The organism is Janthinobacterium sp. 78, from assembly GCF_003096775.1.
GTDB classification, from domain to species: domain Bacteria; phylum Pseudomonadota; class Gammaproteobacteria; order Burkholderiales; family Burkholderiaceae_D; genus Janthinobacterium; species Janthinobacterium tructae.
Genome location: NZ_QENT01000001.1, coordinates 5,272,612 through 5,293,900 on the forward strand (window position 1 = coordinate 5,272,612; position 21,289 = coordinate 5,293,900).

A 21,289-nucleotide genomic window follows, 5' to 3' on the forward strand; every position below is an offset into this window, starting at 1 on the left:
AACAATGTAAGGTCCCGATTGTAAACGAGCGCCGCTTAAAATTCTTCCCATGCGTCATCGGCGGGCGCCTTGGCGGCCAGCTTTTTCGGTGCCGGCTTCGCTGCTGCCTTGACGAGCGGCCTGGCGGCCGGACGCGCACGCGCCGGCGGCGGCACCTGCGAGTTGTCGAGCTTGAAGATGCTCACCACCTGCGACAGGCTGCCGGCCTGCTCTTCCAGCGAAGCGGCGGCCGAAGCCGATTGTTCGACCAACGCCGCGTTCTGCTGCACCACCTGGTCCATCAGGCCGATCGCCTGGTTCACCTGTTCGATGCCGGACGACTGCTCGCGCGTGGCCACGCTGATTTCGCCCATGATGTCGGTCACGCGCTTGACGCTGTCAACAATATCTTGCATGGTCGTACCCGCTTCATCGACCAGGCGCGCGCCCGCGTCGACGCGCTCGACCGAGTCGTCGATCAGCGCCTTGATTTCCTTGGCGGCCTGGCTGGAACGCTGGGCCAGGCTGCGCACTTCGGTGGCGACGACGGCAAAGCCGCGGCCCTGTTCACCGGCGCGCGCCGCTTCCACGGCGGCATTGAGCGCCAGAATATTCGTCTGGAAAGCGATGCCGTCGATCACGCCGATAATGTCGACTATCTTTTTCGACGATGCGTTGATGGCGGCCATGGTCTGCACCACCTGCGCCACGACGGCGCCGCCCTTGACGGCCACACCCGAGGCCGATACGGCCAGCTGATTCGCTTCGATCGCGTGCTCGGCGTTCTGCTTGACGGTGCCCGTCAATTGCTCCATCGACGTGGCGGTTTCCTCGATCGAACCGGCTTGCTGTTCCGTGCGGTTCGACAGGTCCAGGTTGCCGGCCGCGATTTCGCGCGAGTTGGTGGCGATGGTCTGCGTGCCGGAGCGCACCTGGCTGACGATGGCCACCAGGCTGTCGCGCATGCCGCGCATGGCGTACAGCAAGCTGTTGCGGTCGTTTGGCTCGGTAGTGATGGTCACTGCCAGGTTACCAGCGGCAATTTCACCGGCGATGGCGGCCGCGTAGCCGGGCTCGCCGCCGAGCTGGCGCAGCAAGCCGTGGCTGATGCGCCAGGCCGCCATCGTGCCTATCACAATCGCGCCCAGGCACAGCAGCACCATGAAGAAGAAAAAGCTGCGCGCCACCGTGCTGGCGCTGTCGGCCTGTTCGCGGCTCATCTTTTCTTCGAGGTCGATCAGTTGGTTGACCGACGCGAGCCAGCCCGTGAAGGCGGCGGCGCCCTGCTGCTGCAGCAAGGCGGTGGCGCCGGCCACATCGTCGGCCAGGCGCAATTGAATCACCTTGGCGATGATCGGCTGGGCCTTGGCTTCACTGGCCTTGATGCCGGCCAGGGCCGTGCGTTCCGCTTCGATCACATCCTTGCCGCTGCCGATGATCTGGTCCAGCGGCGCGGCGGCCTGCGCGTAATTGGCGGCCAGCGTTTCGATGCGCGCGATTTCCGGCTTGGCCGACGCCGCGTCGGCCGCCAGCACCACGTCGCGCAGGGCGATCGCGCGGTCATGCACGCTGCCTCGGAAATTGATCGCATGGCGCTGCTTGACGTTGTTGACGTCGCTGATATTGGTGAGGATGGCGTCGATCTTTTGCACCCGGTTGATGCCGAGTGCGGTAACGATGATCAGCAGCAACAGGACCAGGCCAAATCCCGTATAAAGCCGTGTGCTGATTTTGGTGCTTTGCATATCCATCCATTCATGAAAGTGATTGACCCCAGCATCATCGATATGTTGAGCTACGGAAATAAAGATCAATTTATCATGAATGTTGCACGGCCGCTGGCGGCCCCTCAAAATGCCCGCCCGGCCCAGCCGGATTTACCAGACGCGGTACACCTGCCCCGTCTGCGCCCCATCCACGCTGCGGCTGTAAGCCAGGGCCACGCGACTGGCGGCGGCCGGCTCAAAGCCGTAGAAGAACGGGCCATACGCGTCCAGCGATTCGGCCAGCACCGTGGGGCTGACGACATTGATGCGCACGCCGCGCGCCAGTTCGATGGCGGCGCCCCGCACGAAGCCTTCCACGGCCGCGTTGGTCATGCTGGCGGCCGCGCCGAAGCGGATCGGCTGCTCGGCCACGATGCCGCTGGTGAGGGTGATCGAGCCGCCGTCGTTCAGGTATTCCTGCGCCACCAGCGCCACGTTGACCTGGCCCATCAGCTTGCTGTCCAGGCCCAGCTGGAATTGCTCAGGGGTAAATTCGGCCAGGGGGCCGAAATGCAGCTTGCCCGCCGTGACGACGACGGCATCGACCTTGCCGAGGCGCTTGAACAGGGCGCGCACTTGCGCGATGTCGCCCATGTCGGCCTGATGCGTGCCGCTGCGGCTGCCCACTTCGATGATTTCATGGCGTTGCGCCAGTTGCGCCGCGACGGCCGTGCCGATGGTGCCGCTGGCGCCGATGATGACGATTTTCATGCTGCTTCCTTGTGTGGGTTGAACGATGCAGCCAGTATGCGCCGCTTCCAAAAAGGAATAAATACGCTAGAATTTACAAGATTACTAACCCACAATTTGCAATCGAGGCGTATGGATAAATTGCGCAGCATGGAGATTTTTGTCGCCGTCGTCGATGCGGGCAGTTTCACGTCCGCCGCCGAGGCGTTCCAGATATCGCCCGTGATGGTGGGCAAGCACATCAAACAGTTGGAAGAGCGGCTGGGCACGCGCTTGCTGGTGCGCACCACGCGCCGGCAAAGCCTGACGGAAATCGGCCAGCAGTATGTGGAGCAGTGCCGCCAGATCCTGGCGCAGATCGCCGCGGCCGAAACGGGCGCGGAAGCGATGCGGGCCACGCCGCGCGGCAAGCTGAAAATCACGGCACCCGTATCGTTCGGCAGCGAGTGCATCGCGCCGCTGATGGCCGAATACCTGACGGCCTACCCGGACGTGAGCCTGGAATTGAATCTGAACGACAGGATGGTGGACCTGGTGGAAGAAGGATTCGATGCGGCCATCCGCATCGGCAAGCTGGAAGATTCCGCCATGGTGGCGCGCGTGCTGCGGCCGTATGCGATGGTGATCTGCGCCGCGCCCGCCTATCTGGCGAAACATGGCACGCCGCGCACGCCGGACGACCTGGCGCGGCACGAATGCGTGGATTTCATGCAGTGGTCGCGCCACATGCGCTGGCGCCTGAGCGGCAAGGCAGCGCGCCACGATGGCGCGGCGGCCGAGAGCCGCTTCCGCTCGAACAATGGGCAAGCGCTGCGCATGGCAGCCCTGCACGGCTTCGGCATCGTCATGCAGGCGGAGATCCTGCTGGCCGACGATATCGCGGCGGGCCGCCTGGTGCCACTGCTGGCCAGCTACGTGCCGGCGCCGCGCCCCATGCACCTCGTGTATGCGCGCGACCGCCAGCCCACACCCAAGCTGACGACCTTCATCGATTTTCTGCTGCAACGCTACGGGCCGGCGGCGACACCGCCACCGGCCACGCTCACGTAACTTGGGGAGCTTAGTTGGCTTTTGCGGCGGGCGCCGACGCCAGCTTCGCCAGCTCGCCGTCCGGCTGCCAGCCTGCGCCGAGAGACCTCGCTACGGCGACCGTTGCCAGCAGACGCTGGGTCTTGATCTGCGCGGCGGCGCGGTCCGCCGTCAGCGAACTGCGCTGGGCATCGGTGACGTCCAGATAGGTCGAGATACCGCGCTCATAGCGCGTGCGCGCCACCAGATAGGCGCGCGCGGCGGCTGCCTGCGACAGGGCCTGGGCGTCGCCCTGCAACTGGCGCTGCTCCACGTCGGACAGCGCATCTTCCACTTCGCGCAAGGCCGTCAGCAGCTTGGTTTCGTGATTCGCCACGGCTTCCGCATAGCGCGCCTTGGACAAGTCCAGATTCGCCTGGTTGCGGCCAGCGTCGAAGACCGGCAGGGACAGGGCCAGCGGGCCAAAGCTGAACTGGCGCGAACCGCCCTGCGCCAGGTCGCGCAGTTTTTCGGACGCGTAGCCGAAATTGCCCGTCAATTGCAGCGACGGATAAAACGCGCCTTCGGCCACGCCCACTTGCGCGTTCGCCGCGCGCAGGCCCGCCACGCTGGAAACCAGGTCAGGACGGTGCGCCAGCAAGCTGGCCGGCAAGCCGACGGGAATGGCGGGCGGCAGCGGCAGGCTCGATGGCTCGGCGGCCACCGGCAATTGCAGCGCCGACGGCGGCTTGCCCGTCAGCGTGGCCAGGCTGTTTTCCAGCTGGTTGCGCTGGCGCTTGACTTCATGCAGGTCAGCCTGGGCGTTCGACAGTTCGACTTTCGCGCGCGCCAGGTCCAGCTCATTCGTCAAGCCCGCATTGAAGCGCGCCTCGACCAGGTCGGCCGACTCGCGGCGCGTGTCCAGGGCGCCATTCAAAATCGCCATTTCCGCATCGAGTCCGCGCAGCTGCCAGTAATTGCTGGCCACTTGCGCCGACAGCATCAGCAGCACCCCGTCGCGGTCGGCCTGCGCCGCCAGCGCCTGCGAGTCCGCCGCTTCGACCATGCGTTTTACACGCCCCAGCAAGTCGACTTCATACGACAGCGAACCGCCCACGGAAAAGTTATTACCGCTGATGGAGCGGTTGCCCAGGGCCAGGCCCTGCGAAGTGTTGGCCGAGGTGCGCGAGTTCGAAATACCCGTGCTGACGTTCACGCTCGGGCCCTGGTTGGCGCGCGCCGTACCGCTTTGCGCCAGCGCCTGCAGCAAGCGCTCGCCGGCCGCCTTCACGCCGGGATTGTCCTGCAGCGCGCTGTGCTCGAGGCGATCCAGGGTGGCGTCGCCGTAGATGCGCCACCACTCTTTGGGCAGCTGCGCGGCATCGGCTGCGGCCGCGCCGTGGCGAAAGACGCCGTTGTCGACGCCGGCCACGTTTGCCGGGGCCGTGAAATCCTGGCCCACGGTGCCGCAAGCGGACAGCGCCACGGCAAGGGAAGCGGCCAGCGCGATTTTCGTCAATACTGTTTGCATGATGGTTTGCATGATGATTACCTTCTTGTTCTTGAGGGGCTGCTGTGCGCGGTCAATGACCGCCGCCACCGCCACCGGGAGCTTTGAGTTTGTCGGCCAGCCACAGGGGCACGATGCAGGCCAGCAGAATGGCGCCGATCAGGAAGAAGCCATCGTTGTAGGCCATCACATACGCTTCGCGGCGCACGATGCCGTCGATCGCCTGCAAGGCCTGGTTGCCGGCCGTGACGGCGTCATAGCCCTTGGCCATGAACGACGACGTCAGCTGGTCGATGCGCAGCTGCGTGGCGCTGGAATACGCATTGATCGCTTCACCCAGGCGCTGCGAATGAAAGTGCTCGCGGGTGCTCAGGGCCGTGGCCAGCAGGGCGATGCCGATGGAGCCGCCCAGGTTGCGCGTCATGTTGAACAGGCTCGATGCGGACGGCATGTCCTTCGGCGCAATGCCCTTCATGGCGAAGTTCGACAGCGTCAGCATGACGAAGGGCTGGCCCAGCGCGCGCACCACCTGCGACCATAGCAGCTGGTCGTAGCCGGTGGACGCGTCCATGTAGGCATTCATCATGCACGAGCCGCCGAACAGCAAGAGGCCGATCGAACACAGGATGCGGTTGTCCACCACGGACGACAGCTTGGCGACGAAGGGCATGATGAACAGCTGCGGCAAGCCCACCCACATGATGACTTCACCGATCTGCATCGGCGAATAGCCGGCGATCTGGCCCAGGAACAGCGGCAGCAAAAAGGCCGAGCCATACAGGCCCATGCCCGTCACGGCCGACAGCACGGTGGCGACCAGAAAATTGCGCTGACCGTACAGGGCCAGGTTGACGAACGGCTCGGCGCGCGTGGCGCTGGTGACGACCCAGCCCAGGATGCCCGTCAGGGCCAGCGCGGCAAAGGCGATGATGAAACCCGAGTCGAACCAGTCCTTCGAATTGCCCTCTTCCAGGAAGATGGTCAGGCAGCCCAGGCCCAGGGCCATGAAGAAGATGCCCAGCCAGTCGGCTTTCCAGAACATCGACAGCTTCATCGGCTCCTTGTCCAGGCCATAGATCATGCCGGCGATCAGCAGCACGCCCGGCACCCAGTTGATGTAGAAGATCGAAGGCCAGCCATACAGCTCGCTCAGATACCCGCCCAGGGTCGGGCCCATGGCCGGCGCCAGCGTGGCCGTCAAGCCGAAGATGGCCATGCCGACGGCGCGCTTCGATGGCGGCAGCTTGAGCATCACCAGCGTGAACGCCATGGGGATCAGGGCACCGCCCGTAAAACCCTGCAGCATGCGGAAGACGATCATGCTTTCCAGGTTCCAGGCCGCCCCGCACAGGGTGGAGAACAGCAGGAAGAAGGCGGTGGTGCCGATCATGTAGGTGCGCAAGCCGAACACGCGCGCCAGCAGCGCGGTGAGCGGGATGACGATAATTTCCGCCACCAGGTAGGCCGTGGAAATCCACGAACCCTCTTCCTGGGTGGCCGACAGCGAGCCAAGGATATCCTTGAGCGAGGAGTTGGTGATCTGAATGTCGAGCACCGCCATGAAGGCGCCCAGCATGCCGGCGGCGACCGCCAGCCAGGTGCGCCCGGAGACGTGCTCGTCGATCACGGGAAACGCTGGCGGCTTCGCCAGCGTGGTGGAGGGGCTGCTCATGGAAGCTTAGCGGGCGGTGGTCTGGGCGGCAGGAGCGGCAGGAGCTGCGGCGTGGCGCGCAGCCGGCTGCGTTTCAGGCTGATTGACTTCCACTTCGGCGATCACCGACATGCCCGGCACCAGGCGGCCATTCATGGCCTTGATGTCTTGCGGCTGGAAGACGATTTTCACGGGCACGCGCTGGACGATCTTGGTGAAATTGCCGGTGGCGTTATCGGCCGGCAGCAGCGCGAATTGCGCACCCGAGGCAGGCGCGAAGCTATCCACGGTACCCAGCAGTTTCTTGCCCGGCATGGCGTCGATCGTCACGTGCACGCTCTGGCCGCGGTGCAGATCGGCCAATTGGGTTTCCTTGAAGTTGGCGGTAACCCAGACGTTATCCTGCACGATGGCCGTCAGTTGCTGGCCAGGCTGCACGCGCATACCCGTTTCCACGTTGCGCTTGCCGATGCGGCCGGCGACAGGCGCCAGGATGCGGTTGTATTGCAGCTGCTGTTCCGCGTCTTTCAATTGCACGCGCAGCACGGCCACTTGTGCCTTGGCCACGTCGCGCGCAGCTTGCGCCGCACCGATCTGCGCCTTGGCGGCGGAAGCGCTGTCGCGGCGGGCGGCCAGGTCGGCCACGGCGCTCGAGCGGGCCGCGTTGGCGCCGTCCAGTTCCGCTTTCGAGACGGCTTTCATCTGGCTCGTGTACAGCTGACCATAACGCTCCGCATCCTGTTTCGCGCGCAGCAATTGCGCATCGGCTTGCGCCACTTGCGCCTGGGCGGCGCTGGCCTGCGCCTGCACTTGCGCGATCTGCGCGTCCGCTTGCAGCACTTGCTGCTCGGCGCTGGCGATCTGCGCGGCGATCTGCTCGGTTTTCACGCGCTGGTCGAATGGATCGAGTTCAGCGATCACGTCGCCCTCTTTCACCATTTGATTGTCGTCGATGAAGACCTTGGTGACGACGCCGGAAATGCGCGCCGAGACAGGGTGCACGTGGCCGGACACATAGGCGTTTTCCGTTTCCACGAAATAGTGGCTGCGGTACCACATGCGCGCGCCGGCGCCCAGCGCGACGAGGACAATCAGGCCGGCGATGATTTTGACGCGGTTGTTGGGTGGGGCGGAGCTGGCGGAAGCAGCGGGCGTGGAAGGTGCGGCAGGGGCCGCGGGTGGGACGGCGCTCAGCACCTTGTGCTCTGCCTGGCCTGGCTGGTTGGACATACTCGCTCCGAAAATGAAATGATATAGGTTCATTATTGGGCAAAGAAAAACCAAAGTCAAGAAATGAAACGATTGCATTTCATTTTAATTTGCACTACAGTGTGAGCCATCACTTACCTTCCACCTTATAAAGAGACCCAGACCATGTCCGATCCCGGCCTCAGCGATACCTTGCCCACCACGACAGAATCCGACGCCGCCCAGGAGCTTTCCTGCTGCGGCAAGCCGGCCGGCCGGCCGCGCGCGGCCGACATGGAGGCGCGCATGGAAAACCTGCTGCACACGGCCGGCTGCCTGTTTCTGGAAAAAGGGTATGGGAAGGTGAGCCTGGAAATGATCGCCCGCGAAGCCCATGTGGCCGTGCGCACGATTTACGTGAAGTTTGGCGGCAAGGCTGGCTTGTTCAATGCCGTGGTGGAATTGCGCCGTGCCGCCTACTTCTCGACCATGCCGGCGCTGGAAACGGATATGCGGCCCCTGCCCACCATCCTGGGCGAATTCGGCCTGCTGTTCGTGCAGCTCGTTACCATGCCGGCGGCCATCCGCCTGAATCGCATGGTGGTGGCCGAAGCGGCCACGCACCCGGAACTGGCGGAAACGTTTTACAAGGTGGGACCGGGACAGACGCGCGAGATGCTGACCAGGTTTTTCAGCCGTCCCGACATCGCGCCGCTGTTTCGCGCGGAATTGACGCCCTCCATCCTGACGCTGCACCTGCTCAATTGCCTGCTGGGAGATCAGATGTCGCGCCTGCTGTTTCCGCCGCAAGCCCAACCGGACGTGGCGCAATTGCGCGCCAAGGTAGCGCTCAGCCTGGACCTGTTCTTGCGCGGCACCTTGCGCCAGCCGCTGGCGAACTGACGCGGGAAGGCTGGCCGCGAAGGTCAGCCAGGGCGGCCGCCCTCTTCCTGCATCGCCGCTGCGGCATGCTCCTCGTTCAAGCCCAGCGCACGAAGGAAAGGCTGAGCTGCCGACGCGGCATCCAAGCCAAGTGAAGACTCACTTCCATCATGCCGTTCCGGGCCATAACGCATCAGGTCGAACGAGGTTTCAAAGCGCTGCGCAAGGAAATAGGTGCGGAAATAATCGAAGGAAAACGCCACCTGGCCATCGGTCCGCAGCAGCAAGCCCTGCGCATACAGCGGTGCCAGCCAGTCCCCGGCGGCTATGTTCCAGCCCTTCACAGCACAATAGTCGCTGGCAAAACGCTGCAGTTCCGCTTCGCCGAGGAATACGCTCTTGGCTTCGAACATCACGAACGCCAGCTCGATCAGGAATTCGCGCGCATCGGCCGCCGCGCCGGCAGCCGCGCGCTGCTGCACGCCCGCCTGACCCAGCAAACCATCGAGATAAGCGCGTTCGCCTGCCAGCTGCGGCAGCAAGGTGGCAAACACATGCTCGGCATCCATCTGCCCCGTTTCCTGGCCATTCGGCGTGTACAACACCGACAGAGCGAAGTTCTTGCTCACGTCGTCGAACTCGCGCAGCGACACCGTCCACTGCGTGCCTGCCGCGCCGCCATCGGCCGCAGCCTCGCTTGTACCGAACTCGAGCACGGAAAACGCCGCCATCTGGCCATGCGCACCGTACAGGCTACCGGGATTGCTCTTGAACAGGATGCCCAGCGACTTCATCAGTGAACTGGCATCACCCGTATGCTGGTGGCCATGGAACACGGCGTGGATATTCTTGTAGTGCGCGCGCTGCTCGGCGCTGGCGTGCTCATCGGCGGAGAAAAAACTGAAGCCCGCATTGCCCAGCGCCGCCGCCGCGACACCCTGCTGTCGGCTGCCCGGCACCAGGTAGTAACGCGCACCGGGCAAACTGGCCGCCTGCAGCAGGGGGCGCAGGAAGTATTCGTAGACATACACGGGTGTCGTGCCGGCACAGGCGTCGGGCGCCACCAGCTGGCCCGTGAAGAAAATCGCATCGATCTGCTTGCCCGCCGCCAGGATAGCGGCCACATCCTGGCACAAGGCATGCAGCATCACGGCTTGTTCTTGCTCATCAGCCCGACGCAAACGGACATCGGCAATATGAAGGGCGGTAAATTTTTTCATCGTTGCAAAACTCTTTCAGTACAGCGGAATTTGACCGAACCCCACGCTGGCAACATTCCTGGAAAAATCACGCGTTTCAATTGAAGCAGAACATGGTGACAGACCTCCATTCTGCCACTTTTTCCACACGGCAATACTCACCAATTTTCACAAGACGCCGCCGCGCCACGTTTTACTATGCCGCAGGTCAATGGAAATAAAAAAACCGGGAACATGTCCCGGTTTCTTGTACTGAAAGTTAACTCTTTATCAGCGCTTGCGCGGTGGCGGCAAGTCCGTGCACACGCCTTCGTACACTTCGGCGGCCATCCCGATCGACTCGCCCAGCGTCGGGTGCGGGTGGATGGTCTTGCCGATGTCGGTGCCGTCGCAGCCCATTTCGATGGCCAGCGCGATTTCACCGCTTCATCGTTCACCTGTCGCCCGCATGCGTGCCGACGATGGTGCCGCCGGTGAGGTATTTAATGGTCGTTGGACAATAAAAAACCCCGCAATCGCTTGCGGGGTTTTTAGTGCTACGACACAGCGCTACAACATCAGCGCTTGCGCGGCGGCGGCAAGTCCGTGCACACGCCTTCGTACACTTCAGCAGCCATCCCGATCGACTCGCCCAGCGTCGGGTGCGGGTGGATGGTCTTGCCGATGTCGGTGCCGTCGCAGCCCATTTCGATGGCCAGCGCGATTTCACCAATCATGTCGCCCGCATGCGTGCCGACGATGGTGCCGCCGATGATGCGGTGCGTTTCCGCATCGAACAGCAGCTTGGTGAAGCCTTCGGCGCGGCCGTTGGCCACGGCGCGGCCCGAGGCGGCCCACGGGAAGTGGCCCTTCTCGACCTTGATGCCCTTGGCTTTCGCTTCGTCTTCCGTGATGCCGGCCCATGCCACTTCCGGGTCCGTGTAGGCGACCGATGGAATCACCTTGACGTCGAAGTGCGACTTCTGGCCGGCGGCGGCTTCCGCTGCCACGTGGGCTTCATGCACGGCCTTGTGCGCCAGCATCGGCTGGCCCACCAGATCGCCGATGGCGAAGATGTTCGGCACATTGGTGCGCATCTGGCTGTCGACGTTGATGAAGCCACGGTCCGTCACCTGCACGCCGGCCTTGTCGGCAGCGAGCTTCTTGCCGTTCGGGCTGCGGCCCACGGCGACCAGCACCAGGTCGTAGATTTGCGGCGCCGGCGCCGTGGCACCCGCTTCAGCTGCTTCGAACGTGACCTTGATGCCTTCCGGCAGCGCTTCCACCGCGACCGTCTTGGTCTTGGTCATGATGTTGTCGAAGCGTTTTTCATTGAACTTCTGCCACACCTTGACCGCATCGCGGTCCGCGCCCTGCATCAGGCCATCCATCATTTCGACCACGTCGATGCGCGCACCGAACGTGGAATACACGGTCGCCATTTCCAGGCCGATGATGCCGCCGCCGATGACCAGCATGCGTTTCGGGATCTGGCGCAATTCCAGCGCGCCCGTTGAATCGACGATGCGCGGGTCTTCCGGCACGAAGGGCAGTTTCACCACGGACGAACCGGCCGCGATGATGGCTTGCTTGAACTGCACGACTTTTTTCGAGCCGTCGCCTGCCGTCACTTCAATGTGATTCGCGGACAGGAACTGGCCTACGCCCGTCACCACTTGCGTCTTGCGCGCCTTGGCCATGCCGGCCAGACCGCCCGTCATGTTCGAGATCACGCCTTCCTTGTACTTGCGTACCTGGTCGATGTCGATCGTCGGTTTGGCAAACGTCACGCCGGTATTGCCCATGTGCGCCGTTTCATCGATGACGGAAGCGACGTGCAGCAGCGCCTTCGACGGGATGCAGCCCACGTTCAGGCACACGCCACCCAGGGTGGCGTAGCGCTCGACGATGACGGTGCTCAGGCCCAGATCGGCCGCGCGGAACGCTGCCGAGTAACCGCCAGGACCGCCGCCCAGTACCATCATGTCGACGTCGATGTCGACCTGGCCGCTGTAACTGCCGGCCGGGATGGCGGCGACAGGGGCTGCAGCAGCTGCCGGAGCGGCTGCGGCAGGCGCAGCTGCCGCTACTGGGGCTGCTGCGGGAGCAGCGGCGCCTTCAGCCGCTTCCAGCACCAGCAGCGCGCTGCCTTCGGCGATCTTGTCGCCGACCTTGACCTTGATTTCCTTGACCACGCCCGCGTGGGTCGACGGAATCTCCATGCTGGCCTTGTCCGATTCGACCGTGATCAGCGACTGGTCCACCTTGATGGTGTCGCCCACCTTGACCATCAGTTCGATGACTTCGACTTCCTTGAAGTCGCCGATATTCGGTACTTTTACCTCTACTGTGCTCATCAATCGCTCCTTACAGCAGAATTTTGCGCATGTCGGCCAGGACTTCGCCGAGGTACACGGAGAATCGCGCGCCCATCGCGCCATCGACCACACGGTGGTCGTACGACAGCGAAGTGCCCATCATCAGGCGTGGCTGGAAGGCCTTGCCATCCCATACCGGCTTGATCGAGGCTTTCGACAGACCGAGAATCGCCACTTCCGGCGCATTCACGATAGGCGTGAAGTGCGTGCCGCCGATGCCGCCCAGGGACGAAATCGTGAAGCTGGCGCCCTGCATGTCGGCCGGTTTCAGCTTGCCTTCGCGCGCCTGCAAGGACAGTTCCGTCATTTCGCGGGCGATCTGCGAGACCGACTTCTGGTCCGCACCCTTGATCACGGGTACCACCAGGCCATTCGGCGTGTCGGCCGCGAAGCCGATGTTGTAGTACTGCTTGAGGATCAGGTTTTCGCCCTTGGCGTCGAGCGAGGCGTTAAACGCGGGGAATTTCTTCAGCGCGGCAACGGACGCCTTGATGACGAAGGCCAGCATGGTCAGCTTGGCCGCATCCTTGTTCTTCGCATTGGCGGCGTTGGTGTCGACGCGGAACGCTTCCAGGTCCGTCACATCCGCTTCGTCGAACTGCGTGACGTGCGGGATCATGACCCAGTTGCGGTGCAAATTCGGACCCGAGATTTTCTTGATGCGCGACAGCGGCAGCAGTTCGGTCGTGCCGAATTTGGCAAAATCGAGCGACGGCCATGGCAGCAGATCCAGGCCCACGCCCGAACCGCCTTTGGCGACCGGCGCCGCATTGGCAGCACCTGGCGCGGCAACAGCGCCCGACATCACGCCCTTGACGAAGTTCTGCACGTCTTCCTGGGTGATGCGGCCCTTCGGACCGGAACCGCCCACGCTGGCCAGGTCCACGCCCAGTTCGCGCGCGAACTTGCGGATCGATGGCGACGCGTGCGCCAGCTTGCCGTTGACGGCAGGCGCGGCGGCAGGCGCTGGTGCAGCGGCGGCGACCGGCGCCGAAGCGACGGCGGCGGCTGGTGCAGCGGCAGCTTGCGCTGGCGCGGCGGCTGGGGCAGCAGCGGCAGGAGCGGCAGGAGCGGCAGCGGCGCCGGTCGTTTCCACCACCAGTACCAGACTACCCTTGGCGACCTTGTCGCCAACCTTGACCTTCAATTCCTTGACGATACCGGCGTGGCTCGATGGAATTTCCATGCTGGCCTTGTCCGATTCGACCGTCAGCAGCGACTGGTCGACCTTGATGCTGTCGCCGACCTTGACCATCAGTTCGATGACTTCGACTTCCTTGAAGTCGCCGATATCGGGCACGGTCACTTCCACCAGAGCCGGCGCGCCGGCAGGGGCGGCGGCAGCTGGCGCGGCAGCGGCGGGGGCGGCTTCAGCGGCAGGTGCGGCAACTGGTGCGGCGGCGGCAGGCGCAAGCGCCGAGGCGTCATCCGCCACTTCCAGCAGCAGCAGCAGCGAACCTTCAGCGATCTTGTCGCCCACGTTGACTTTCAATTCCTTGACGACACCGGCGTGGCTCGATGGAATTTCCATGCTGGCCTTGTCCGATTCGACCGTGATCAGGGACTGGTCAACCTTGACCGTGTCGCCCGGCTTGACCATCAGTTCAATGATCTCGACTTCCTTGAAATCGCCGATATCCGGGACTTTGACTTCCACAATGCTCATAGCTTGCTCCGTTATTTTATTTGTCAGATGGACCCGCACACACGCCAGGGCGGCACTTTCGCACCGCCCTGGCATCATCGGGTCCGCACAACGATTACTGGGTCACCGGATTCGGTTTGTTCGCGTCGATGCCGTACTTGGCGATCGCCTGCTCCACCACCGACACGTCGATCTTGCCTTCGTCAGCCAGCGATTTGAGCGCGGCCACGGTGACATAATAACGGTTCACTTCGAAGAACTCGCGCAGCTTGGCGCGGCTGTCCGAGCGGCCAAAGCCATCGGTGCCCAACACTTTGTAGGTGCGGCCCTTCGGCATGAAGGCGCGGATCTGTTCTGCAAACGCGCGCATGTAATCGGTCGTGGCGACAATCGGGCCGTCCGTGTCCTGCATCAGCGACGTCACGTAAGGCACGCGCTGCTGTTTCGACGGGTTGACCATGTTCCAGCGTTCCGCATCCTGGCCATCGCGGGCCACCAGGGTCAGCGACGGCGCCGACCACACGTCGGCAGCCACGCCCCAGTCGTTTTGCAACAGTTCGGCGGCGAAGATCGATTCGCGCAGGATGGTGCCGCAACCGATCAGCTGTACGCGCAGCTTGGCGTCCGCCTGGCCTTCCTGCAGCTTGTACATGCCTTTCAGGATGCCTTCTTCCTGGCCTGGCTTGATGCCTGGCTGGGCATAGTTCTCGTTCATGATCGTGATGTAGTAGAACACATCTTCCTGGTTGGCGATCATGCGGCGCAGGCCGTCCTGGATGATGACGGCGACTTCATGGCTGAAGGTCGGGTCGTACGGCATGCAGGTCGGGATGGTCGCGGCGAAGATATGGCTGTGGCCATCTTCGTGCTGCAAGCCTTCGCCGTTCAGGGTCGTACGGCCGGCCGTGCCGCCCATCAGGAAGCCGCGGGCGCGCATGTCGGCCGAAGCCCACACCTGGTCGCCGATGCGCTGGAAGCCGAACATCGAATAGAACGTGTAGAACGGGATCATGATGCGGTCGTTGGTCGAGTACGACGTCGCCGCGGCGATCCACGAGCTCATGCCGCCCGCTTCGTTGATACCCTCTTGCAGGATCTGGCCGGCCTTGTCTTCACGGTAGTACATGACCTGGTCTTTGTCGACTGGCTCGTACAACTGGCCTTTCGGGTTGTAGATGCCGATCTGGCGGAACAGGCCTTCCATGCCGAAGGTACGCGATTCATCGACCAGGATAGGCACCACGCGCTGGCCCAGGTTCGGGTCTTTCAGCAGGGTCGAAATGACACGCACGAACGCTTGCGTGGTCGAGATTTCACGGCCTTCCGGCGTCGCTTCCAGCACGTTCTTGAAGACGTCCAGGCCAGGCACGGGCAGGGTTTCTTCCGACTTCTGGCGGCGCTGCGGCAGGTAGCCGCCGAGGGCCTTGCGGCGCTCGTGCAGGTAGACCATTTCCGGCGCGTCGTCGGCTGGCTTGAAGAACGGAATATCGGCCAGCTTGTCGTCAGGGATAGGCAGCGAGAAGCGGTCGCGCATTTCGCGGATGGCTTCGTCGTCGAGTTTTTTCGTCTGGTGCGCCGTGTTGCGCGCTTCGCCGGACTTGCCCATGCCGTAGCCCTTGACGGTTTTCACCAGCAGGACGGTTGGCTGGCCCTTGTGTTCCTGGGCGATCTTGAAAGCCGCGTAGATCTTGTGCGGATCGTGGCCGCCACGAGTCAGGCGCCAGATATCGTCGTCCGTCATGTTGGCAACCATTTCCAGCAGCTTCGGATGCTTGCCGAAGAAGTGCTTGCGCACGTAGGCGCCGTCTTTCGCCTTGTAGTTCTGGTATTCGCCGTCGACGGTTTCCATCATCACGCGCTGCAAGATGCCTTCCTTGTCTTGCGCCAGCAGGGCATCCCAGCCCGGACCCCAGATGACCTTGACGACGTTCCAGCCGGCGCCACGGAATTCGCCTTCGAGTTCCTGGATGATCTTGGTGTTGCCGCGCACGGGGCCGTCCAGGCGCTGCAGGTTGCAGTTGACCACGATGACCAGGTTGTCGAGCATGTCGCGTGCGGCCAGGCCGATCGCGCCCAGGGATTCCGGCTCGTCCATCTCGCCATCGCCACAGAAGGCCCAGATCTTGCGGTTGTCGGTCTTGGCGATGCCGCGTGCGTGCAGGTATTTCAGGAAGCGCGCCTGGTAGATCGCCATGTGCGGGCCCAGGCCCATCGACACGGTCGGGAACTGCCAGAAGTCCGGCATCAGTTTAGGATGCGGGTACGACGACAGGCCCTTGCCGTCGACTTCCTTGCGGAAGTTCAGCATTTGCTCTTCCGTCAAACGGCCTTCGAGGAAGGCGCGCGCGTAGACGCCGGGCGAGGAGTGGCCCTGGATGTACAGCAGATCGCCGCCGTGGTCGGCCGTTGGCGCGTGCCAGAAGTGGTTGAAACCGATGCCCAGCATGTTCGCCAGCGAAGCGAACGAGGACAAGTGGCCACCCAGGTCGCCGTCGGCGCGATTCGCCTTGACCACCATGGCCATGGCGTTCCAGCGCATCCACGAGCGCAGGCGCTCTTCGTATTCCAGGTTGCCTGGGCAGTGTGCTTCTTGCTTGGTGGGGATGGTATTGACGTAGGCGGTGGTGCTGGAGAACGGGATCTGGGCGCCACGGCGGCGGGCCAGGTCGACCATGCGCTCCATCAGGTAATGCGCGCGTTCCGGACCTTCATTTTCCAGAACGGCTTCGAGCGCGTCCAGCCACTCCTTGGTTTCCTGCATATCCGGGTCGGTGCCGATCTGTGTCGTTACCTGGTTCAGTTGAGCTGACATCTGTTGAGTCTCCTTTGTGAACGCCCCACCCCGATTTTCCGGATCGCTGTCGGACGGTATTTCGCTGATTATTTACTATTAAGTCGGTTTAGTGTGGGGATTCTAACAGCGTATTTACTATTTTTCAAATTACGATATAGCATTTCATATTATGAAATTACCCTATGAAATTTATGCTGCACTGCCGCAAATTCTGCCCGGAAATTAGGGTGATCAAAGTGCCAAAAACGGCGCCAAAAAAACCGCAGGCCCTTGCGCTCCCTGGGCCACCAGCACACCAGCGCACCAGCAAAACGAATTAATACCCCAGTCGCCCGCACAGGCATACCGGGCCAAGCGGGCCTGAAAAACGTCGAGGGCAAGGCGCGGCGACACAGACAGTACGCCAGTACGGCAAGGAGCTGCAACGCCGCCATCGGCATTTTCTCAGGCCCGCGTCTCCGGCCCGCCGTTGTTAAGCCTTGCGCTTTTAAACGCATGGCACTACTTAACGTAAAGGCTAGGCGCCAAAACCGCCCCTTTGCGCCGCCCGGCTTTATAATCTGTCCTTTCCCTCCCAACAGCCTCCCTACCATGCCAGCACAACTGATCGACGGAATCGCCCTCTCCCAAAAACTGCGCAGCGAGATCGCCACGCGCGCCGCCGCCCTCACGGCCAAGGGCACCCAGCCCGGCCTGGCCGTGATACTCGTCGGCGAAGACCCGGCCAGCCAGGTGTATGTCCGCAACAAGGTCAAGGCGTGCGGCGACGTGGGTTTCCACTCGGTGCTGGAAAAATATGAAGCGGACCTGTCCGAAGCGGACTTGCTGGCACGCATCGCCAGCCTGAACGCGGATCCCGCCATCCACGGCATCCTCGTGCAAATGCCCTTGCCCAAGCATATCAACCCGCACAAGGTCATCGAAGCGATCTCCACGACGAAAGACGTGGATGGCTATTCCGTGCTGAGCGCCGGCGAACTGATGACGGGCTTGCCCGGCTTTCGTCCGTGCACGCCGTATGGTTGCATGAAATTGATCGAAAGCACGGGCGTCGACCTGCGCGGCAAGCACGCCGTCGTCATCGGCCGCAGCAACACCGTCGGCAAACCGATGGCCCTGCTGCTCTTGCAAGCGAACGCTACCGTCACCATCTGCCATAGTGCGACCCCGGACCTGGGCCTGTACACGCGCCAGGCGGACGTGGTCGTGGCCGCCGTCGGCCGCCGCAACACCCTGACGGCAGACATGGTCAAGCCGGGCGCCATCGTCATCGACGTGGGCATGAACCGCGACAATGACGGCAAGCTGTGCGGTGACGTGGATTTTGCAGGCGTGAAAGAAGTCGCCTCCCACATCACGCCCGTGCCGGGTGGTGTTGGCCCGATGACGATCACCATGTTATTAATGAACACGGTCGAAGCCGCCGAGCGCGTATAAAAACACCGGGGCGGCATGACCGCCCTTCTATATATATGGAACCGACGATGAATACCAACCCCCTGCTTGATTTTTCCGGCCTGCCACGCTTCGACGCGATCACGCACGAGCATGTCACGCCTGCCATCGATACCCTCTTGGCCCAGGCACGCGCCACGGTGGCGCAGCTGGAAGCGCCCATGGAAGAAGTGAGCTGGGACAACTTCGTCGCGCCCCAGGACCAGATCGCCGAAACCCTGGGCCGCGCCTGGAGCATCGTCAACCACTTGAATAGCGTGATCGATACGCCGGAACTGCGCGCCGCCTACAATGCGAACCTGCCCAAGGTGACGGAGTTCTTGACCGAACTGGGCCAGAACGAAATCCTCTTCGCTAAATACAAGCAATTGCAGGCCCGCGCCGATTTCGCCAGTCTGTCGCCGGCGCGCCGGCGCATCGTCGAGAATGCCGTGCGCGACTTCCGCCTGGGCGGCGCCGAGTTGCCCGAGGACAAGAAAGAGCGCTTTGGCGCCATCCAGGAAGAACATGCGGCCGTCGGTACGCGTTTTTCCGAAAACGTGCTCGACGCCACGAATGACTACAAGTTGCTGGTCGAGAACGAAAGCGATCTGGCCGGCTTGCCCGACGACGTGAAGGCCGCCGCGCGCGCCGCCGCCGAAAAAGCGGGCAAGCAAGGGTACGAATTCTCGCTGCACTTCCCGTCGTATTACCCGATCCTGCAATTTGCCGACAATCGCGCGCTGCGCGAAACCATCTACCGCGCCAACGCCACCAAGGCATCGGATCAGGGCGAGGTCTTCAGCAAGAAAGAGGACTGGGACAACACGCACAACATCGTCACCTTGTTGCGCCTGCGCAACGAAGAGGCACAACTGCTCGGCTACGCCAATTTCGCCGAAGTGTCGCTGGTCTCCAAAATGGCCACCTCGCCCGCGCAAGTGATCGCTTTCCTGGAAGACCTGGCCAAGCGCGCGCGTCCGTTCGCCGAGAAGGACCTGGCTGAACTCAAACAATTCGCCCGCGAAGAACTGGGCATCGCCGAACTGCAGGCGTGGGACGTGCCGTATGCTTCCGAAAAGCTGCAGGAACGCCGCTACGCGTTCTCGGCGCAGGAAGTCAAACAGTATTTCCCTGAACACAAGGTGACCGATGGCTTGTTCCGCCAGATCCAGAACCTGTTCACGGTCGAGATCAAACTCGATACGGCGCCCGTCTGGCACCCGGACGTGCGCTTTTACCGCATCGAGCGCGACGGCACGTTGATCGGCCAGTTCTACCTGGACCTGTATGCGCGCGCGGGCAAGAGCGGCGGCGCTTGGATGGATGACGCGCGCGGCCGCCGTGCCGATGCACAGCACGTGCAAACGCCGATCGCCTACCTGACCTGCAATTTCACGCAGCCGGCCGTGGTCGATGGCCAGGTGCAGCCAGCGCTGTTTACGCACGATGAAGTGATCACCCTGTTCCACGAATTCGGCCACGGCTTGCACCATATGCTGACGGTGGTCGACGAGCTGGGCGTGTCGGGCATTGCCGGCGTCGAATGGGATGCCGTGGAACTGCCATCGCAATTCATGGAAAACTTCTGCTGGGAATGGGAAGTGCTCGAACACATGACGGCGCATGCCGTCACGGGCGAGCCGCTGCCGCGCGCGCTGTACGACAAGATGCTGGCGGCCAAGAATTTCCAGTCCGGCTTGCAAACCCTGCGCCAGGTGGAATTTTCCTTGCTCGACATGCATTTGCACTATGACTACGATGCCAGCACGGGCCAGAGCGTGCAGCAGCTGATCGACGGCGTGCGCGCCAAGTTCGCGCTGATCATCCCGTCCCCGTTCAACCGCTTCCAGAATGCCTTCGGGCATATCTTCGCTGGCGGCTACGCGGCCGGCTACTACAGCTACAAGTGGGCCGAGGTGCTGTCCGCCGACGCCTATGCGGCCTTCGAGGAAGCCCGCGCGCTGGGACCGGCCGCCACCACGGCAGCGGGCAAGCGTTACCTGCAAGAAATCCTGTCCGTCGGCGGCTCGCGCCCGGCGCTGGAATCGTTCACGGCCTTCCGTGGCCGCGAACCGTCGATCGACGCCCTGCTGCGCCACAGCGGCATGGCCGCCTGAAGGGTGATATGAGCAACACCATGAGCCGCGTCGATTTTCACAGCAACGTGCCGGACAAGCTGGCTTACGCCTGCCGCCTGGCACGCAAGGCGTATATGGCTGGCAACAAGGTCGTCGTGCTGACAGCCGACAGCGCCCAGCTCGACGCCTTGAACAGCGCCATGTGGAGCATTTCCGCCACGGATTTCCTGCCGCATGTGCTGGCCGGCGACCCGCTGGCGGCGCAAACGCCCATCATATTGACCGATGACGAAGCGGTGGACTTGCCACACCACGACATCCTCGTCAACCTGTCGCAGTTGCCGCCCGCCAATTACGCGCAATTCCAGCGCGTCTTTGAAATCGTCTCCATGGATGAGCAAGATGCGCAGGCTGGCCGCCAGCGTTTCCTGCACTACCGCCAGCAAGACGTGCAGCTGACGCACTTCGTGGCGGGTAACTCAGCGGACAAACAATGAGCCAGCAGCCATTCGACCAGGGCATTCCCCTGCTAACGGAGGTGCTGCTGGGGCCGGAGGTGGCTGAGGTGGCGCCCGTCGCGGCGGCTGTCGAGGAAGCGTCGGCGTTGCCACCAAGCGTCGTGCAGCCGGACTGGGATGCCATCGAACAGCGGCTGACGCAGCGCATCCTGCACCAGGTGCAGGGCAAGATCGACCATCTGCTGGAAGAACGCATCGCCCACGTCCTGCAGACGGCCCTGCAAAACGCCCTGATCGGCATGCGCGGCGCTTTGCGCGCAGACTTGCAGCAGTCGCTGGAACAGATCGTGGCGCATGCCGTCAGCCATGAGCTGGGACACCTGCACCCGCCTGCACAGCAATCAAGCCACTTTTACCCCTGACAGCGAATTGCCGGGGTCGGACCCTGAGGGTCCGACCCCAGTCCTTGCCGTTGGGTTATGAGCATGCCGCGCAATGTCGGGTTACGCGCTGCGCGCTAACCCGACCTACCCGACCTATCCTATTCTTTCCTCCAACGCCATTCTTTGGTGCGCTCGCGCCTGCAAAACCGGTGCATCGCGCCTCAGTTTGGTGATTGTGACGACAAAATGCAAAAAGCCCCAAAT

16 protein-coding genes are annotated in these 21,289 nt (G+C 62.9%); 6 read left to right on the top strand and 10 right to left on the bottom strand.

The window, feature by feature from the left end:
* Positions 1–35: 35 nt before the first annotated feature.
* Both C8C92_RS23255 and C8C92_RS23260 read right to left on the bottom strand, forming a co-directional pair.
* Positions 36–1,724 carry a methyl-accepting chemotaxis protein gene (locus C8C92_RS23255; RefSeq protein WP_306594799.1) on the bottom strand — a complete coding sequence of 563 codons (1,689 nt, stop codon included), beginning with the start codon at positions 1,722–1,724 and terminating at the stop codon, positions 36–38.
* Positions 1,725–1,856: 132 nt separating this feature from the next.
* The gene (locus tag C8C92_RS23260; protein WP_116745351.1) at positions 1,857–2,456 is read right to left on the bottom strand and encodes a short chain dehydrogenase; all 600 of its coding nucleotides are present in this window, start codon (positions 2,454–2,456) and stop codon (positions 1,857–1,859) included.
* A 111-nt stretch (positions 2,457–2,567) separates the two neighbouring features.
* Here C8C92_RS23260 and C8C92_RS23265 point away from each other — a divergent pair, with 111 nt between their 5' ends.
* On the top strand, positions 2,568–3,485 hold the full coding sequence (locus C8C92_RS23265) for a LysR family transcriptional regulator (protein WP_116745352.1): 918 nt from the start codon (positions 2,568–2,570) through the stop codon (positions 3,483–3,485).
* Positions 3,486–3,495: 10 nt separating this feature from the next.
* Here the strand turns inward: C8C92_RS23265 and C8C92_RS23270 are convergent, their stop codons facing one another.
* Genes C8C92_RS23270 through C8C92_RS23280 form a run of 3 tightly spaced genes read right to left on the bottom strand, consistent with a single transcriptional unit; the run spans position 3,496 to position 7,834 of the window.
* A complete protein-coding gene (locus C8C92_RS23270; RefSeq protein WP_243420332.1) occupies positions 3,496–4,974 on the bottom strand; it encodes an efflux transporter outer membrane subunit in 1,479 nt (492 codons plus the stop codon).
* A gap of 52 nt (positions 4,975–5,026) precedes the next feature.
* Positions 5,027–6,625, bottom strand: a complete 1,599-nt coding sequence (locus C8C92_RS23275; protein WP_116745353.1) for a DHA2 family efflux MFS transporter permease subunit — start codon at positions 6,623–6,625, stop codon at positions 5,027–5,029.
* Between the two features lie 6 nt (positions 6,626–6,631).
* Positions 6,632–7,834, bottom strand: a complete 1,203-nt coding sequence (locus C8C92_RS23280) for an HlyD family secretion protein (RefSeq protein ID WP_099762404.1) — start codon at positions 7,832–7,834, stop codon at positions 6,632–6,634.
* Positions 7,835–7,978: 144 nt separating this feature from the next.
* Here C8C92_RS23280 and C8C92_RS23285 point away from each other — a divergent pair, with 144 nt between their 5' ends.
* Entirely contained in the window at positions 7,979–8,695 is a 717-nt protein-coding gene (locus C8C92_RS23285) for a TetR/AcrR family transcriptional regulator (RefSeq protein WP_099762403.1), read from the top strand.
* Between the two features lie 23 nt (positions 8,696–8,718).
* Here the strand turns inward: C8C92_RS23285 and C8C92_RS23290 are convergent, their stop codons facing one another.
* The 5 genes from C8C92_RS23290 to aceE all read right to left on the bottom strand — a co-directional run bounded on the left by C8C92_RS23290 (position 8,719) and on the right by aceE (position 16,687).
* Positions 8,719–9,825: a hypothetical protein gene (locus tag C8C92_RS23290; RefSeq protein ID WP_133250818.1), complete on the bottom strand. Its 1,107-nt coding sequence runs from the start codon at positions 9,823–9,825 to the stop codon at positions 8,719–8,721.
* Between the two features lie 318 nt (positions 9,826–10,143).
* Positions 10,144–10,272 carry a hypothetical protein gene (locus C8C92_RS28010; protein WP_261980892.1) on the bottom strand — a complete coding sequence of 43 codons (129 nt, stop codon included), beginning with the start codon at positions 10,270–10,272 and terminating at the stop codon, positions 10,144–10,146.
* Between the two features lie 158 nt (positions 10,273–10,430).
* Positions 10,431–12,209, bottom strand: a complete 1,779-nt coding sequence (gene lpdA, locus C8C92_RS23300; protein WP_116745355.1) for a dihydrolipoyl dehydrogenase — start codon at positions 12,207–12,209, stop codon at positions 10,431–10,433.
* A 10-nt stretch (positions 12,210–12,219) separates the two neighbouring features.
* The gene (aceF, locus tag C8C92_RS23305; RefSeq protein WP_116745356.1) at positions 12,220–13,896 is read right to left on the bottom strand and encodes a dihydrolipoyllysine-residue acetyltransferase; all 1,677 of its coding nucleotides are present in this window, start codon (positions 13,894–13,896) and stop codon (positions 12,220–12,222) included.
* 94 nt (positions 13,897–13,990) lie between these two features.
* Entirely contained in the window at positions 13,991–16,687 is a 2,697-nt protein-coding gene (gene aceE / locus C8C92_RS23310; protein WP_071075750.1) for a pyruvate dehydrogenase (acetyl-transferring), homodimeric type, read from the bottom strand.
* Positions 16,688–17,260: 573 nt separating this feature from the next.
* Here aceE and folD point away from each other — a divergent pair.
* From folD to C8C92_RS23330, 4 genes are read left to right on the top strand one after another with little or no spacing between them, the layout of a single operon-like run.
* Complete coding sequence (gene folD / locus C8C92_RS23315; RefSeq protein WP_116745357.1) at positions 17,261–18,106, top strand: bifunctional methylenetetrahydrofolate dehydrogenase/methenyltetrahydrofolate cyclohydrolase FolD; 846 nt, start codon at positions 17,261–17,263, stop codon at positions 18,104–18,106.
* A 47-nt stretch (positions 18,107–18,153) separates the two neighbouring features.
* Positions 18,154–20,223 (top strand): M3 family metallopeptidase, encoded by a 2,070-nt coding sequence (locus tag C8C92_RS23320; RefSeq protein ID WP_116745358.1) that lies wholly within the window; start codon positions 18,154–18,156, stop codon positions 20,221–20,223.
* Between the two features lie 20 nt (positions 20,224–20,243).
* A complete protein-coding gene (locus C8C92_RS23325) occupies positions 20,244–20,681 on the top strand; it encodes a DNA polymerase III subunit chi (RefSeq protein WP_116746099.1) in 438 nt (145 codons plus the stop codon).
* Positions 20,678–21,064, top strand: coding sequence for a hypothetical protein (locus C8C92_RS23330; RefSeq protein ID WP_116745359.1), 387 nt, complete (start codon positions 20,678–20,680; stop codon positions 21,062–21,064). The genes C8C92_RS23325 and C8C92_RS23330 overlap by 4 nt, the downstream gene beginning before the upstream one ends.
* Positions 21,065–21,289: the final 225 nt, after the last annotated feature.

Coding starts and splice junctions, on each gene's coding strand:
- C8C92_RS23255 (WP_306594799.1), bottom strand. CDS start 1,724: ATGCAAAGCACCAAAATCAGCACACGGCTTTATACGGGATTTGGCCTG.
- C8C92_RS23260 (WP_116745351.1), bottom strand. CDS start 2,456: ATGAAAATCGTCATCATCGGCGCCAGCGGCACCATCGGCACGGCCGTC.
- C8C92_RS23265 (WP_116745352.1), top strand. CDS start 2,568: ATGGATAAATTGCGCAGCATGGAGATTTTTGTCGCCGTCGTCGATGCG.
- C8C92_RS23270 (WP_243420332.1), bottom strand. CDS start 4,974: ATGCAAACAGTATTGACGAAAATCGCGCTGGCCGCTTCCCTTGCCGTG.
- C8C92_RS23275 (WP_116745353.1), bottom strand. CDS start 6,625: ATGAGCAGCCCCTCCACCACGCTGGCGAAGCCGCCAGCGTTTCCCGTG.
- C8C92_RS23280 (WP_099762404.1), bottom strand. CDS start 7,834: ATGTCCAACCAGCCAGGCCAGGCAGAGCACAAGGTGCTGAGCGCCGTC.
- C8C92_RS23285 (WP_099762403.1), top strand. CDS start 7,979: ATGTCCGATCCCGGCCTCAGCGATACCTTGCCCACCACGACAGAATCC.
- C8C92_RS28010 (WP_261980892.1), bottom strand. CDS start 10,272: ATGGGCTGCGACGGCACCGACATCGGCAAGACCATCCACCCGCACCCG.
- lpdA (WP_116745355.1), bottom strand. CDS start 12,209: ATGAGCACAGTAGAGGTAAAAGTACCGAATATCGGCGACTTCAAGGAA.
- aceF (WP_116745356.1), bottom strand. CDS start 13,896: ATGAGCATTGTGGAAGTCAAAGTCCCGGATATCGGCGATTTCAAGGAA.
- aceE (WP_071075750.1), bottom strand. CDS start 16,687: ATGTCAGCTCAACTGAACCAGGTAACGACACAGATCGGCACCGACCCG.
- folD (WP_116745357.1), top strand. CDS start 17,261: ATGCCAGCACAACTGATCGACGGAATCGCCCTCTCCCAAAAACTGCGC.
- C8C92_RS23320 (WP_116745358.1), top strand. CDS start 18,154: ATGAATACCAACCCCCTGCTTGATTTTTCCGGCCTGCCACGCTTCGAC.
- C8C92_RS23325 (WP_116746099.1), top strand. CDS start 20,244: ATGAGCCGCGTCGATTTTCACAGCAACGTGCCGGACAAGCTGGCTTAC.
- C8C92_RS23330 (WP_116745359.1), top strand. CDS start 20,678: ATGAGCCAGCAGCCATTCGACCAGGGCATTCCCCTGCTAACGGAGGTG.